A 15,362-nucleotide genomic window follows, 5' to 3' on the forward strand; every position below is an offset into this window, starting at 1 on the left:
AGTCAAATAAGAATTTCAATCGTGCGCGCCCTGCGCTTCCGGCCGTGCGTCAGACCTTGGGCGTGGCCAGCAGGGCTTTCAGGTTGGCGAGGCGTTCCTTGGGCGTCATGACTTCGTTTTCCTTGGGGACCGCGTCGCCGACGTCGAGCGCCATTTCCTTGATGAAGCGCGACGGGTCGCAATGCACGAGCTCGCCCGCCCGCTTGCGCTTCTTGCACCAGGTAACGTGCAGGCTGCGCTGGGCGCGCGTGATGCCGACGTACATCAGGCGACGCTCTTCCTGGATGCGGGCGGCGATCTTTTCGACGGGGTCGTCCGGGTCGCCCTTGTGCGGCAGGATGCCCTCCTCGCAACCGACGAGGTAGACGTGCGGATATTCGAGGCCCTTCGAGGCGTGCAAGGTCGACATGCGCACGGCGTCCGGCTCCTCGTCCTGGCCCTCGAGCATGGACATCAGCGCCACCATCTGCGTCAGTTCGAGCAGGTTTTTTTCTTCGCCGTCGCGGTCGCGCCCGCCGCGGCCCCGTTCCTTCAGCCAGTTGGTGAACTCGAGCACGTTCTGCCACTTGCCTTGCGCGGCCCGGTCGTCGAAGTTCTCGTACAGGTAGTGCTCGTAATTGATCTCTTTCATCATGTCGTCGAGCAGTTCAGCGGCATTGTCTCCGCTGCCGGACGGGCCGGGGCGCGTGGCGCGCGCTTCCATGTCGTTGATGAAGTGGCAGAATTCGCGCAGCGGAATGAGTTGCCGGTCCTGCAGCCTGGCTTCGATGCCGCCCTTCAGCGCGGCCTCGAACAGCGAGCAGTTCCACTGCTTCGAGAATTCGCCCAGCGCTTCCAAGGTCGTCATGCCGACGCCGCGCTTGGGGGTCGTGATCGCGCGGATGAATGCCGGGTCGTCGCCCTCGTTCGCGATCAGGCGCAGGTAGGCGATGATGTCCTTGATCTCGGCCTTGTCGAAAAAACTCTGGCCGCCCGAGATCGTGTACGGGATGCGTTCCTTGCGCAGCGCCTGCTCGATCACGCGGGCCTGGTGGTTGCCGCGGTACAGGATCGCAAAGTCCGACCATTTATTTTTGCGCTGGAAGTGGTCGGCCGAGATCATGATCGCGACCTGGTCGGCCTCCGTCTCGTCGTTCGGCATGCCCAGCACCTTGATGGGCTCGCCCAATCCGTGCTCGGACCACAGCGATTTCTCGAACAATTTCGGGTTGTTGCCGATCACGGCATTGGCCGCCTGCAGGATGCGCGTGGTGGAGCGGTAGTTCTGCTCCAGCTTGATCACGTTCAGGTCGGGGAAGTCGGTCTGCAAGGTGCGCAGGTTTTCCACCGACGCGCCGCGCCACGCGTAGATCGCCTGGTCGTCGTCGCCCACGGCCGTGAACATCGGCTTCTTGCCGAGGCCCGTCACCATCAGTTTCACCAGTTCATACTGGCAGGTGTTGGTGTCCTGGTACTCGTCCATCAGCAGATAGCGCAGGCGGCGCTGCCAGCGGTCGCGGATCGGCTCGTTATTGCGGAACAATTCCACCGGCAAGCGGATCAGGTCGTCGAAGTCGACGGCCTGGTAGGCCTGCAAGGTCGCGACATAGCTGCGGTAGATGCGGGCGGCCTGGGCCTCGTCCTCGTCGCGCGCGTCGCGGATCGCGTCCTCGGGGTCGACGAGGCCGTTCTTCCACAGCGAGATCGCGTTCTGGATGCGGCGGATCTCCTGTTTATCCGTGGTGACGGCGAGGTCGGAGACGACGGTATAGCAGTCGTCGCTGTCCATGATGGAAAACCGGTCCTTCAGGCCGACGCCGGCCGCTTCCTGGCGCAGGATTTTCACGCCCAGCGAGTGGAACGTCGATACGGTCAGCTGCTTGGCCTGCTTGGGCTGTTTCAGCAGCTTGGCGATGCGTTCCTGCATTTCGAGCGCGGCCTTGTTCGTGAACGTGAGCGCGGCGATCGTGCGCGGATCGTAGCCGCGGTGCTCGATCATGTAGGCGATCTTCTGCGTGATGACGCGCGTCTTGCCCGAGCCGGCGCCGGCCAGCACCAGGCAGGGACCGTCGAGATAGAGCACGGCTTCGCTTTGCGGACCGTTCAGGCCGAAATTCGGGGCGTTGGACATGGGAACCTTGGATGGGAGAGCTCAGCATTGTAACAAGCTCGTCCCCGCGTTGAAGCGGGCCGGCGCAAATGCGCACGGCCGTGTTGCAGACCTGCCTTGACGCGCCGGCAAGGGCGCCGGATTCAACGGTAGCGGGCGACGTATTGCGCGGCCAATTCGTCGATGTGCGGCGCGTAGCGGGCCAGCTCGGCCTCGGTGTTGGGCGACTGCCAGTCGTCCTTCCAGGCCATGGTGACGCCGTCCGGCAGCGTCAGCCGGGCGAACACGGCGCCGTCGCGCTCGTAATCCGCGATCGTGCCCCAATAAAAATCGCGCCGGTACGATTTGCGTACGTTGCCCAGGCCGAAATCCAGGACGAGCGCGTCGTCGATCACGCAGACGGCGTGGCCGTCGATCTGGCCCGGCTTCGCGAAGCCCTGCCCGCCCAGCAGGAACATATTGCCCTGGTTTTCCACTTCGACCAGGCCCGACACGATGCGGGCGCGGTGGCCGTGCAGTTCGGCCAGGCGCCGTGCCAGCGAGGCGATGAGGAAGCACGCGCTGCCGAAATTGTGCAGGTACAGCCAGCCGAGGTCATACATGCGGTCGTACAGCAGGCGTCCGAAATCGGCGAGTTCGGGCTGGTTCGACGACACCAGCAACTGCTGGCCGCGCAATTCGCCGCGCACGATGAACACGGCGTCGAAGACGCGGCCGTAGCGGTCCAGCAGCGCCAGGAAGCGCTCGGTGCCTTCCACCACGAGGCCGTCGTCGGCATCGCTCGCCAGCGCCACCAGGCCGTGTTCCTCGAAACGGCGCAACTGGGCGGCAACCTCCTCGGCGGAGTACGGCAGGCCCTGCGCCAGCGCGGACAGTTTCAGGCGCTGGCCGGCGACGAAGTCGTTGCCGAGTTTGAGGAACAGGTCGTAGCCGAGCATCGAATCGGTACAGGGAACGTTTTCGACCAGCCAGTTGCGCACGAGGGCAACGCTTTTGAGAATAGGGGGAACGCGATGCAGGGGCATTGTAAATACTCGACAATATGGGTGACACAATCGCCGAGAGTGTGCCGCAATTCGTCCGCATATGTCGCGTGGTTTAACGACCCTTTACAAATGCATGGACCGATATGTCGCGCCCCGGACACGGTATGCGTTACCATCGCCCTGTCAGCGCCTCCGGCGCCGTTTGCACGAGTTAATCAAAATGAAATTTGAACACCTGATTGAGATAAACGATCCCCTCAACCCGCTGATGGACACGATCACCCGCGAACAGCTGTGGCGCGGCCTCGTGCTGCGCGCCGAGGATCCGAAGCTGTTCGTGCCGCACCTGGACGAATGCACGATCAGCGAACGGACCAGCGGCAGCTTCGCGCGCCGCCTGCGCTATGGCGACCTCGTCATCGACGACAAGGTGATCCTGACCCCGCTGCGCGAGGTGCGCTACGAAGTGCCGGCGCAGGGCGACATCGCCCAATCGCTGCTGACCATGAGCATCGAGACGCCGACGCAGGAAGCGCTGGTGGTGCGCTTCCGCTACGACGACGGCAATCCGTCGGCCACCGACGAGACCGGCCGGATGTACGAGGACTTCAAGAAGTCGGCGTACAAGGAAGCGGACATCGACACCGTCAAGGTCGTGCGGCAGCTGGCGGCGGACGGAAAACTGGACGCCTCGCTGCTGAATTAGGAATGGTGGGCACGGGGTGCCCACGCTACGACTGAACCACGCATCACGTACCGGGTTCCACCTCGTCCGGATCGATGTCGCTTTCTCCCTTCGCGAGATTGGCCGCGAGGTCGCGCAGCGCCGTGCGCACACCCTCCTCGATCACGGGGTGGTAAAACGGCATCTCCAGCATCTGGTCGACCGTCATGCGCGACTGCACCGCCCAGCTCAGCAAGTGGCCGATGTGTTCGCCGCGCGGGGCGATCATCTCGGCGCCCAGGAAGCGGCCCGTGCGGTACTCGCCGTAGACGCGCAGCATGCCCTTGTTCTGCAACATCACGCGGCTGCGGCCCTGGTTCTCGAACGACACCTGCCCCACCGCGAACTTCGACCTGCCCGGCGCGCACAGCGTCTTGTAGCTGGCGCCCAGGGTGACGACGTTCGGCTCCGTGAACGCGGCCGTCAGCGGCGTGCGGCGCAGGCCGGGACGGATGTCCGGGAAGCGGCCGGCGTTGTCGCCGGCGATCTTGCCGTGGTCGGCCGCCTCGGGCAACACGGGACGCTCGTGGTTGGCGTCGCCGGCGATGAAGATGTGGCTGTTCCCGCATTGCATGGTGCGCGGGTCGAACAGCGGCACGCCGTTGCCGTCCAGCGCGATGCCGGCGTTTTCCAGGCCGAGGTCGTGCACGTTGGGCGTGCGGCCGGCGGCCTGCAGCACGTATTGAAAACGTTCCGTATGCGCTTCGTCGTGGCGGCCCGTCGTCAGCACGACGTCGTCGCCGTCCTGCTCGGCGCGCAGGATGCGCGACTGGAAGTGGATGTCGAGTTCCTCGCACAGCACGCGCGCGGCGGTCTTGAGTACGACGGGGTCGGACAATTGCGCCACGCTGCCGCCGCGCGCGACCATGCGCACGCGCACGCCCAGGCGAGCCAGGGCCTGGCCGATTTCCAGGCCGATGACGCCCGTGCCGATCACGGCCACGGAACGCGGCAGGTCGTTCCAGTAAAACACGTCGTCGCTCGTGATCACGCCGGGCCCTACATTGTCCAGCGCCGGCAGGCGGGTCGGGCTGGAGCCGGTGGCGATCACGATGCGGCAGGCGTCGATCTCGGTGTGGTCGTCGACCATCAGCGTGTGCGGATCGGTGAAGCGGGCGTGGCCGCGCACCTTGTCCTCGTCCGGCATGGCATCGACGCCGTCGACGACGAAGCCGACGAAGCGGTCGCGCTCGCGCCGCACGCGTTCCATCACGGCCACGCCGTCGATGCGGACAGCGCCCGGATGGACGCCGAACCCGGGCGCGAGGTGCAGCATGTGCGCGGCCTCGGCGGCGGCGATCAGGAGTTTGCTGGGCATGCAGCCCACGCGCGCGCACGTGGTGCCGTAGACGCCGCTCTCGATCAGTACCGTACGCGCACCCTGCGCCCTGGCGGCGCGGTAGGCGACCAGGCCGGCCGTGCCGGCGCCGATGATGGCGACATCGACCTTCAGTTTCTTCATCCTCACCTCCGGGAAGTTCACGAGCGTGACGATACGCTGTTTTCAGGAACTCGGCTTGGGAGGGGGGAAATCAAATATCCAGCGGATCGACCTCGAGCGACCACCGCACCCGCGACTTCAGCGCCCGCAACGCCTCGACCCACTCGGTCAGGAACGCCTGCAGCGCCGGCCGCGAATTCGATTCGACCAGCAGTTGCGCGCGGTCGACGTTGTGCACGCGGGTCATCGTCATCGGGATCGGATCGTTGATGACGACCGTGTCCGACACGACGGCATCGCGCGCGGACTCGAGGAATTCGATGGCCGTCGCCAGCTCGGGCGCCTCGGCACGCAGCAGCGCCTGGTACATGTACGGCGGCAGCGCGGCCTGGTGGCGTTCTTCCAGCAGGCTGCCGGCGAAGCGGTCGTAGTCGTGCCGCATCACGGCGCCGTACAGCGGATGCTGGCAGTAGCGCGACTGGATCAGCACTTCCGATTCCAGTCCGGCCCGGCCGGCGCGTCCCGCCACCTGCATCAGTTGCGCGAACAGGCGCTCGCTGGCGCGGTAATCCTGCGAGAACAGCGCCGTGTCCGGATTCAGCACGCCGACGAGGGTCAGCCGTTTGAAATCGTGGCCCTTGGCGACCATCTGCGTGCCGATCAGGATGTCGACGTCGCCGCGGTGCACGGTATCGAACGCCTCCTGCGCGCTGCCCTTGCGGCGCGTGGAATCGGCGTCGATGCGCAGGATGCGCGCCTGCGGGAACAACGCCTGCAAGCCTTCCTCGACGCGCTGGGTGCCGCGGCCCAGCGGCTGCAGGTCGACGTTGCCGCAGGTCGGGCACGCGTGCGGGATGCGCGTCTCCAGGCTGCAGTGGTGGCAGCGCAGGCGCCGTTCCGGCCGGTGCAGGACCATGAATGCGGTGCAGCGCGTGCAGTTGCTGATCCAGCCGCAGGCCTCGCAGCACAGCACGGGAGCGTAGCCGCGCCGGTTCAGGAACAGCAGCGATTGCTCGCCCCGTTCGATGCGCAGCCGCAGCGCCTGCATCAGCGTCGGCGTCAAGCCCTCCTTCGGCTTGTCGCGCTCCATGTCGATCAGTTTTACGCGCGGCAGCACGGCATCGCGCACGGCGCGCTCGCGCAGTTCGAGCCTGCGGTAGCGGCCCGTCTGCGCGTGGTGCCAGCTTTCCAGCGAGGGCGTGGCCGACCCGAGCACGATCGGAATGTCCAGTTGGCGCGCGCGCCATACGGCCAGGTCGCGCGCCGAATAACGCAGGCCTTCCTGCTGCTTGTACGACGGGTCGTGTTCCTCGTCGATGACGATCATTTTCAGGTTCGGCAGCGATGACAGGATCGCCAACCGCGTGCCCAGCACGATGCGCGCGCGGCCCGTGTGCGCGGCCAGCCAGTGCAGCATGCGTTCGCCTTCCGACAGGCTGCTGTGCAGCGTCGCCAGCATCACGCCGGGAAAGCGCGCGCGGATGTTCGCTTCCAGCTGCGGCGTCAGGTTGATTTCGGGGACCAGGATCAGGATCTGCGCAGCGTCGTCGCGATGCAGCACCTGGGCGCAGGCCTGCAGATAGACTTCGGTCTTGCCGCTGCCCGTCACGCCGTACAGCAGCATCGGACTGAAGCCTAGCGCACCGCCGATGGCATCCGCCGCCTGCCGCTGGGCCGCATTCAGCACGGGCATGTCGGTCGGCATCGGGTCGTGCGCGTCCGGCAGCTTGGCCAGCTTCTTGAGCGCGCGGTCCAGCGCCACCGTCGTCGACAGGCGCAGGTTTTTCGGCAGGCCCGGCAGCGCCACCTCGCCCAGCGGCCGGTGATAGTAGGCGGCGGCGAAGCGCGCCAGCGCGATCCATCGCTCCGGCAGCGGAGAAAGCTGGCTGCGCACGGCGATGGCGTCCTTGAGCTTGTCGGCCGGGACGTCCGTCTCGTGCTTGACGGCGACGATCAGCCCGACCGCCTCGCGCCGCCCGAAGTTCACGAGCGCCAATTGCCCGACTTGCGGCTCGCTACCGGGGTCGCATGCCCAGCGGTAGTCGAACAGGCTGTCGAGCGGCGTGTCGAGCGCGATTTGCAGGATGCAGTGGGACAATCCGGGACCTTGTCGAGAAACTGTGGAGAACTGTGGAAAACTTTGTGGAAAATGGAAAAGTTGACCGTGGAGAAGGTTTACGCTAGATCAAAACGTTAGGAAAATCTCTATGTATATCCCTAAAAATACCCTATAAATTCAATGACTTAGTTTTTTCGACTTTGAGCACACGAAATTTCTCATCGCTTGAGCGCTTCTGTGCATAACTGCGCCTTTCCGGTGAAAAACTTGAGCGCAGTGCAGCAAAAACTTGATGCAACACTTGAAGAAAACTCGTAAACCACGGTAAACCAAGCACTTTTCCGGATTATGCACAGAAGCTGTGCATAACTTTGTGAACAATAGGCTGACAGCTTCGGTGGATAACCGGTCACTCCCTGGGAAGCACACCGGCACGACGCCCTCACGGCGGCACTAAATCCAATAAAATCAATTACTTACCATATGCGGGCGGCCACTGTATATTTCTACAGTCCGCGCCGGCGCAGCGCAAATTATTGTGAATAAGTGTGATTGCACGCTTATCGCGCTGCGCAAAGGACGGCAGCGTGGCGGACGTCAGGCGGTGCGCTGGCGGCGGCTGAAATCGTGCACGGCGTGGACCATCGCCGTCACCGACTCCGGCGGCGTGAATTGCGAGATGCCGTGGCCGAGATTGAATACGTGGCCGTGGCCGGCGGACGGGGTGCCGTAGCTGGCGAGCGCCTTTTCGACCTCGGCGCGGATCTGCTCCGGACCGGCGAACAGGATGGCGGGATCGAGGTTGCCCTGCAGGGCGACGCGGTCGCCGACCTGGGCGCGCGCGCGGCCCAGGTTGACGGTCCAGTCCACGCCCAGCGCATCCGCGCCGATGTCGGCCATCTCGTCCAGCCACAGGCCGCCGCCCTTCGTGAACACGATGGCCGGGATGCGCACGCCGTCTTTCTCGCGCTGGAGTTTCGCGACGACCTTGCGCATGGATGCGAGCGAGAACGCCTGGTAGGCGCCGTCCGCGAGCGCGCCGCCCCAGGAATCGAAAATCATGACGGCCTGCGCGCCCGCGTCGATCTGGGCGTTCAGGTATTGCGCGACGGCTTCCGCATTGATGTCCAGGATGCGGTGCATCAGGTCCGGACGCGCGTACAGCATCTTTTTGATCGTGTGGAATTCGCGCGAGCCGCCGCCTTCGACCATGTAGCAGGCCAGGGTCCAGGGGCTGCCCGAAAAGCCGATCAGAGGCACGCGGCCGTTCAGCGCCGTGCGGATCGACGTCACGGCGTCGAACACGTACTGCAGGGACGCCATGTCGGGCACGCGCAGCGCGGCGACTTCGGCTTCGGTGCGGACGGTACGCTCGAATTTCGGGCCTTCGCCGTCCTCGAAATACAGGCCCAGGCCCATCGCGTCCGGCACGGTCAGGATGTCCGAGAACAGGATCGACGCGTCCAGCGGATAGCGGTCGATCGGCTGCAGTGTGACTTCGGTGGCGAAGTCGGGATTCTTGGCCAGCCCCAGGAACGAGCCGGCGCGCGCGCGCGTGGCGCGGTACTCCGGCAGGTAGCGCCCCGCCTGGCGCATCAACCACACCGGCGTGTAGTCCGTCGGCTGGCGCAGCAGCGCACGCAGGAAGGTGTCGTTCTGGAGCGGGGCAAATTGTGGCATGGCTGACAATCCGGTCGAAATCGATGGCAAACGTTTATTATCGCATTCCTGGCGCGCGCGCAGGCGACTTCCCGGACATGCTTCGCCGCGGCGGGCACTTATAATGCTTGTCTTCCCGCTGCCGTCCCCCATCTTCAGGACCGACCATGACCGACACCACCCGCAAACAGGCCACGCCCTGCGGCGCCTGGACTTCCCCGATCACCGCCGCCATCGTCGCGGCCGGCGCCACGCCGCTGTCGCAGGTGCTGCTCGATGGCGGCGACGTCTACTGGCTGGCCGGCCGCGCCAGCGAGGGCGGCCGCAACACGCTGATGCGCAGCCGCGGCGGGCAGGTCGAGGAACTGACGCCGGCCCCGTTCAACGTGCGCACCCGCGTGCACGAGTACGGCGGCGGCGCCACGCTGGTCGCGGACAGCCACATCTGGTTCTCGAACTTCGCCGACAACCGCGTCTACCGCATCGACCGCATCGGGGGCGGCGCGCCGCAGCCGGTGAGCGCCGGTGGCGCCGAACGCTGGGCCGACTTCGTGCTGGACCGCTGCCACCTTCGCCTGATCGGCGTGCGCGAAGACCATTCGGCGGGCGGCACCTATCCGCAGAACACGCTGTGCGCGCTCGGCGCCGACGGCACGCAGACGGTGCTCGTCGACGGCAACGATTTCTATTCGTCGCCGCGCATTTCGCCGGACGGCAGGCAGCTCGCCTGGCTGAGCTGGGACCACCCGCGCATGCCGTGGCAGGGGACGGAACTGTGGCTGGCCGAGATCGGCGCCGACGGCACGCTGCTGGACGGCCGGCTGGTCGCGGGCGGCGCCGAGGAAGCCATCGTCCAGCCGGAATGGTCGCCGGACGGGACGCTGCACTTCGTCTCCGACCGCAGCGGCTGGTGGAACCTGTACCGCTACGAGCACGGCGTCGTGCATGGCGTGTGCCCGCGCGCGGCCGAATTCGGCGGCCCGCACTGGACCTTCGGGAACAGCATGTACGGCTTCCGCTCGGCCACGGAAATCGTCTGCACGTACATCGAACATGGCGTCAGCCGCCTCGCGCGCATCGACACGGCCTGCGGCAGGCTGGCCGACATCGACACGCCCTACCAGGAAATCCGCGAGCTGCGCGTGGCCGGCGACACCGTGGCGCTGCTGGGCGGCGCGCCCACGCTGGCGGCGGAAATCGCCTGCATCGACCTGGCCACCGGCCAGCGCGACGTGCCGGCGCGCTCGATCGAACAGTTGCCGGACGTGGGCTACCTGTCCGTCCCGCAAAGCATCCGCTACCCGAGCAAGGATGGACGCACGTCGTACGCGTTTTACTATCCGCCCACCAACCGCGACTACGCGCCGCAGCCGGGCGAGCTGCCGCCGCTGATGGTGATCGGCCACGGCGGTCCGACCGGCATGGCGTCCAGCACCCTGAAACTGGCCACGCAGTTCTGGACCAGCCGCGGCGTCGCCGTGCTGGACGTGAACTATGGCGGCAGCACCGGCTTCGGCCGCGCCTACCGCGACCTGCTCAAGGGCCAGTGGGGCGTGATCGACGTCGAGGATTGCGTGGCCGGCGCCCAGTATCTGGCCGACCAGGACCTCGTGGACCGCGAGCGCCTCGTGATCCGCGGCGGCAGCGCCGGCGGCCTGACGACCTTGTGCGCCCTCGCCTTCCACGACGTGTTCAAGGCCGGCGCCAGTTATTACGGCGTGTCCGACCTGAAGGGCCTGGACGCCGACTCGCACAAGTTCGAATCGCACTACAACGAATACCTGATCGCGCCGAAGGAAAGCGCCGACCGCGTCTACGCCGAGCGCTCGCCCATCAACCATACCGATAAACTGCACCGGCCGATGATCTTCTTCCAGGGCCTGGACGACAAGGTCGTGCCGCCGCCGCAATCGGAAGTGATGGTGTGCGCCCTGCGCGCGCGCGGCGTGCCGGTCGCCTACGTCACGCTGGAAGGCGAAGGCCACGGCTTCCGCAAGGCCGAGAGCATCGTGCGCACGCTCGAAGCGGAGCTGTACTTCTATCTGCGCGTGTTCGGCATTCCCGTTCCGACCAGCCTGCCGGCCATCGGGATCGAGAACCTGCCTGCATGAGTGAGGTGTTGCACGCGGTGGTCGAGGCCTGCGACGAGCGCCGGAAACTGATCCTCGCGCTGCTGGCGCTGGCCGGCGAACCGATGGGTCGGCGCCGCATCCACGACCACCTGGCGCCGCTTGCGGCCAGCGCGAACGAGGACGACGTGGCCGAAGCGCTCGAACGCCTGCGCGCCGATGGCCTGATCGGCGAACTGCCGTCGCGCGGCTACACGATCGACGCCGATGTCGCCTGGCCCGCCATCCGGTGGGCACTGCGCGCGCGCCGGTTCAACGAACTGCGCGAGGTCTACCAGCAGGTGACGCCGCTGCGCGTCGACTGGCAGGGCACGCCCATGCTGCGCAGCTACCGCCAGGGCGTCGCGCTGCTGCGCATGGCGCTGCTGGCCGGCGAAGGCCCGAAGACCATCGCACCGCTGCTCGCCGCCTGCCTGCGCTGCCACGAAGCGGCGTACCTGCATCCGCTCGTCGACATCTGCGCGCGGCCGTTCGAGCCGGACCTGGTGGAGCGCATCAATGGCCTCGTGCGCGACGACGTGCTCGCCGTCCTCGTCAACCACGTGCAGCGCGAACCCGCGAGCGCGCCCGCGATCCGCGCCTACGCGGAAGACCTTGTCGCGCAAGGCGGCGCGTCGATGGCGCTGCGCACGGCACTGGCCGAGCATTTCATTTTGTGCGGCCGCCTCGACGCCGCGGCCGGCCTGCTCGTCGACCTCGACGAATCCGCGACCCTGTACTACCACAGCGTGCTGCAACTGCTGCGCGGCGACACGGCACCCGCGCTGGCCGGCTTCGACAAGGCATTGAAGCTGCTCCGGCGCGAGACGGGCAAGAGAAAAGCCGTGTTCGAGGGCATCGGCGGCCATCTGTATGTGACGGCACTGCTGCGCAGCGACGACCCGAAGCACGCGAAGGCCGCCGAGGCCTACCTGGACAACGCCACGCGCGCCGTGCAAAGCCACGACACCGCCGTGTACCAGCAATTGTCGATGCTGCGCCAGATCCGCGGCGGCACGGTCGATGCCGAGGTGCTCCCGTCGCGCAACTGGGAAACCGGCTTGCAGCCGGTGATGTTCCGCGCCCTGCTGCACTGGTGGCTCGGCATGCCGCAGCTTGCCGACAAGCGCGCCATGCTGGAACAGCAGTTCGAGGTGGCGCTGGCCGCGGGCTTCGATTTCATCGCGGCGCAGATCGCGTCCGTGCTGGGCCAATTGGGGATGGTCGGCATCGACCGGCAGGCGATCGCGCTGCGCCAGCAGCACCGCTTCGTCGACCTCGCCCTGTGGTTCGAGCGCGAACAGCCGTGGGAGCGCCAGCTGAACGCCCTCATCAACCTGCAGCCGGCCGTGAACGTGGAAGTCGTGAAGGAATCGCGCCTCGCCTGGCTGGTCGCGTGGGACGCGCACCTGGGCGTGCGCGCCATCGAACCGAGGGAACAGAAACGCGACGTGCAGGGCGGCTGGACGCGCGGCCGTCCGCTGGGCCTCAAGCGCCTCGCGGAAGACGCGGCGGAGCTGGACTTTCTCACCGCGCAGGACGTGCAGGTGGCCGCCAGCATCGGCGCCTTCCGCTACTACAGCGGCACCGGCACGCGCTATGAATTCGACCTGGACAAGGCCGTGGCCGCGCTGGCCGGCCACCCGCTGCTGTTCTGGATGGATTCGCCGGGCACGCGCATCGAACTGCTGCCGGGCGAACCGCAGCTGGTCGTGCGCGCCGGCGGCGGCAAGGTCCGGATCTCGCTGGTGCCGCCCTTGCGCGAGCAGCAGGGCGACGTCGTCGTCACGAAGGAGACGCCGACGCGATTGCGCATCGTGCGCGTAAAAGACGAGCACCGCCGCATCGGCGCCATCGTCGGCGACGGGCTGGAAGTGCCGCTCGAAGCGGAGAAGCGCGTGCTGCAGGCGATCAGCGCCATCGCCTCCATCGTCACCGTGCAGTCGGACATCGGCGGCAGCGCGGCGGACATCGAGCAGGTGGCGGCCGACCCGCGCCTGCACGTCAACCTGCTGCCTTACCAGCAGGGCTTGCGCATCCAGGTGATGGTGCGGCCGCTGCCCGGTGCCGGTCCGTACTTCCGTCCGGGCGACGGCGCGGAAAGCGTGATCGCCGACGTGGCGGGCGTGCGCACGGAAGCGCGCCGCGATCTCAATGGCGAACGCGAGGCCGAACGCCGGTTGCTGGCCGACCTGCCCGCGCTGGAGCAGGCGGAGATGGAACACGGCGAGTGGCTGCTCGCGGCGCCGATCCACTGCCTGGAACTGGTGGTCCAATTGCAGGAACTGGATGCCTCCCGGGTCCTCGTCGCGTGGCCCGAGGGCGAATCGTTCCGCGTGTCGAAGAAGATCACGTCGAAGTCCGTGCGCCTGCAGATCCGGCGCGACAAGGACTGGTTCGCGGCCAATGGCGACGTGCAGGTCGACGAGAACAAGGTGATGGACTTGCGCGAGCTGCTCGCACGCGTGCGCGAGGACCGTTTCATCGCGCTCGGCGACAACCAGTTCCTCGCGCTCACGCACGAACTGCACCGCCGCCTGCTGGATTTGTCCGCCTACAGCGATGCGGACAAGGATGCGCTGCGCTTCCATCCGCTCGCCAGCTTCGCGCTGGAAGAGATGGCCCAGGACGCGGGCGGCGTCGATGCCGACAAGGCGTGGCGCGCGCATCTGAAACACATGCAGGCGAATGCGGAGTACAAGCCGCAGTTGCCCGGCACCCTGCAGGCCGAACTGCGCGACTACCAGATCGAAGGCTTCGAGTGGCTTTCCCGCCTCGCGCACTGGGGCGTCGGCGCCTGCCTCGCGGACGATATGGGCCTCGGCAAGACGTTGCAGGCGCTCGCGCTGATCCTGGCGCGCGCACCGGGCGGGCCGACGCTCGTGGTGGCGCCGACGTCCGTCGCGACCAACTGGCTGGCGGAAGCCGAGCGCTTCGCGCCGACCCTGAACGTGCGCCTGTTCGGCCCCGGCGACCGCGCCGCGATGCTGAAGGAAGCGGGCCCGTTCGACGTGATCGTCGCCAGCTACGGCCTGCTGCAACTGGAGTCCGCGCTGTTCGAGGGCATCCGCTGGCACACGATCGTGCTGGACGAAGCGCAGGCCGTCAAGAACCCGTACACGCGCCGCTCGGCGGCCGTGATGGCCCTGCAAGGCGATTTCAAAATGGTCGCCACCGGCACGCCGCTGGAGAATCACCTGGGCGAGCTGTGGAATCTGTTCAGGTTCATCAATCCGGGCCTGCTGGGGACGAGCGACCAGTTTCAGTTGCGCTTCGCCGGCCCCATCGAAAAGGCGTCGGACAAGCGCGCGGAACTGGCGGCACGCACGCGCCTGCGCCGCCTCACCCAACCGTTCATCCTGCGCCGCACCAAGGCGCAGGTGCTGTCCGAGCTGCCGCCACGCACGGAGGTCAATTTGCCCGTGCAGCTCTCGGAAGAAGAGATGGCGCTGTACGAATCGCTGCGGCGCGAAGCGCTGGAACGCATCGCGAGTCTGGAAACGCCGCAGTCGCAAAAACAGATCCAGATCCTGGCCGAGATGATGAAACTGCGCCGCGCCTGCTGCAATCCGGTGCTCGTCGCGCCCGACAGCGGCATCCGCAGCAGCAAGCTGGAGACGTTCGCGCGCCTCGCCGACGAACTGCTGGAGAACCGCCACAAGGCGCTCGTGTTCAGCCAGTTCGTCGACCACCTCACCCTGATCCGCAAGCATCTGGATGAACGCGGCATCCGCTACCAGTACCTCGACGGCTCGACCCCGATGCAGGAACGCAAGCGCCGCGTGGATGCGTTCCAGGCCGGCGACGGCGATTTATTCCTCATCTCGCTCAAGGCCGGCGGCGTCGGCATCAACCTGACGGCGGCCGACTACGTGATCCACATGGACCCGTGGTGGAATCCGGCGGTGGAAGACCAGGCGAGCGACCGCGCGCACCGCATGGGCCAGCAACGGCCCGTCACGATCTACCGGCTCGTCGCGCGCCACACGATCGAGGAAGGCATCGTCGACCTGCACCGCCACAAGCGCGACCTCGCCGACAGCCTGCTGGAAGGCACGGACATGGCCGCGCGCATGTCGCCGGCGGACATGCTGGCCATGCTGCAGGCGGGGCTGTCCGGTGGCGCGGGCCCGCGCGCGCCGTCGGCCGCCGAATGGCGGTCCGGGTGACGATAAGCGCCGTTGCGAGGGCGTTGGCGGCGGTTCGCGTCAAGACACGGGCGTGACCGATTGTTTCAGATACCCGCAAGCAGGCCGAATGATGCTAATCTGGCGCCCCCGCGCGCGTCCCGCGTGA

Annotated in this window: 8 protein-coding genes; 3 read left to right on the plus strand and 5 right to left on the minus strand. The window is 66.7% G+C overall.

All coding sequences use genetic code 11. The features are described 5' to 3' along the window. Positions 1 to 49: 49 nt before the first annotated feature. Positions 50 to 2,110 (minus strand): UvrD-helicase domain-containing protein, encoded by a 2,061-nt coding sequence (locus ACEN9Q_RS24630; protein WP_056437771.1) that lies wholly within the window; start codon positions 2,108 to 2,110, stop codon positions 50 to 52. 122 nt (positions 2,111 to 2,232) lie between these two features. Beyond that, positions 2,233 to 3,114, minus strand: coding sequence for a hypothetical protein (locus tag ACEN9Q_RS24635; RefSeq protein WP_157201746.1), 882 nt, complete (start codon positions 3,112 to 3,114; stop codon positions 2,233 to 2,235). A gap of 181 nt (positions 3,115 to 3,295) precedes the next feature. Between ACEN9Q_RS24635 and ACEN9Q_RS24640 the strand changes: the two genes are divergently transcribed. Continuing rightward, a complete protein-coding gene (locus ACEN9Q_RS24640) occupies positions 3,296 to 3,781 on the plus strand; it encodes an SRPBCC family protein (RefSeq protein ID WP_056437765.1) in 486 nt (161 codons plus the stop codon). Positions 3,782 to 3,824: 43 nt separating this feature from the next. On the opposite strand, the gene ACEN9Q_RS24645 is transcribed toward ACEN9Q_RS24640, so the two are convergent. The 3 genes from ACEN9Q_RS24645 to hemE all read right to left on the minus strand — a co-directional run bounded on the left by ACEN9Q_RS24645 (position 3,825) and on the right by hemE (position 8,979). Next, positions 3,825 to 5,261, minus strand: a complete 1,437-nt coding sequence (locus ACEN9Q_RS24645) for a dihydrolipoyl dehydrogenase (RefSeq protein ID WP_056437763.1) — start codon at positions 5,259 to 5,261, stop codon at positions 3,825 to 3,827. 70 nt (positions 5,262 to 5,331) lie between these two features. Then, positions 5,332 to 7,338 carry a primosomal protein N' gene (locus tag ACEN9Q_RS24650; protein ID WP_495626359.1) on the minus strand — a complete coding sequence of 669 codons (2,007 nt, stop codon included), beginning with the start codon at positions 7,336 to 7,338 and terminating at the stop codon, positions 5,332 to 5,334. Between the two features lie 558 nt (positions 7,339 to 7,896). Next, complete coding sequence (gene hemE / locus ACEN9Q_RS24655; RefSeq protein WP_495626360.1) at positions 7,897 to 8,979, minus strand: uroporphyrinogen decarboxylase; 1,083 nt, start codon at positions 8,977 to 8,979, stop codon at positions 7,897 to 7,899. Positions 8,980 to 9,125: 146 nt separating this feature from the next. Between hemE and ACEN9Q_RS24660 the strand changes: the two genes are divergently transcribed. After that, positions 9,126 to 11,069: a dipeptidyl-peptidase 5 gene (locus ACEN9Q_RS24660; protein WP_495626361.1), complete on the plus strand. Its 1,944-nt coding sequence runs from the start codon at positions 9,126 to 9,128 to the stop codon at positions 11,067 to 11,069. Further along, positions 11,066 to 15,235: an SNF2-related protein gene (locus tag ACEN9Q_RS24665; protein WP_495626362.1), complete on the plus strand. Its 4,170-nt coding sequence runs from the start codon at positions 11,066 to 11,068 to the stop codon at positions 15,233 to 15,235. Before ACEN9Q_RS24660 ends, ACEN9Q_RS24665 begins: the two co-directional genes overlap by 4 nt. The last annotated feature ends 127 nt before the right edge of the window (positions 15,236 to 15,362 follow it).

The organism is Massilia sp. Masssp93 (assembly GCF_059491295.1).